Below are 706 nucleotides of genomic sequence, written 5' to 3'. Positions count from 1 at the left end.
CACTAGGCTCAACGGATAGTGAGAATGAATGAGCCCCCAACAGTCCAGAGCCATCGTTGATAAGCGCCAAAGGCAGAATAAATAACGCGGCAAAGCTAAACGCCCAGAAGTTGATCTCTAGCGGCGACATATTACTTTTGCTGACTTTATACAGCGTCAATTGTGAGCCGGAGTTAAACAGACCGCCAGCCAAACCAAGCAGTAAGTCGTATCGCAAAGTAAATTCGCCTTCCGTTCCAGCCAACAACACCACACCACTAAACGCCATCACAATACCAAAAACGGTGGACGCACGAATTTTTCCATGCCAGACAAGCTTCTCAATCACAGGCATAAACAACGGGCCTGTAGCAAAAAGGACCACACTTTCGACCAGTGTTAACGTTTGAAGAGACGCAATAAAACACAATTGAGACAGACCAATACAAAGTGCGCGTAGCAAAGTGGGCTTCAGCTCGGTCGATTTCGGCAGTTTGATGCCTTTCGGGATCAGAACTAAGAGCAAGATAAGCGCAGGTAGGAAAAATCGCAGAAAGCTGAACATGGTTACCGAAAGCGCCTCAGACAGCTGCTTTGCTAGCAAGCCCGTAACAGATAAGCTTAATGTAGAAATCAACATAAATACGATGGGTTTGTGAACGTGATTCATTAGATACTCCTTAATTCTAGGAGCATTTTATGAAAAGTGACTTTATAGAAATAGCGA

At 44.9% G+C, this 706-nt stretch carries 1 protein-coding gene; it reads right to left on the bottom strand.

The features are described from left to right. Window positions 1–649, bottom strand: a 649-nt coding sequence (locus R7Q09_RS25665) for a DMT family transporter (RefSeq protein ID WP_318143882.1), incomplete at its 3' end; no start/stop codon positions are given. Between the last annotated feature and the right edge of the window lie 57 nt (window positions 650–706).

Source organism: Vibrio sp. 2130-1, assembly GCF_033339515.1.
The sequence above is the reverse complement of the archived record's forward strand: the minus strand, read 5'-3'. Positions and strand labels throughout refer to the sequence as shown.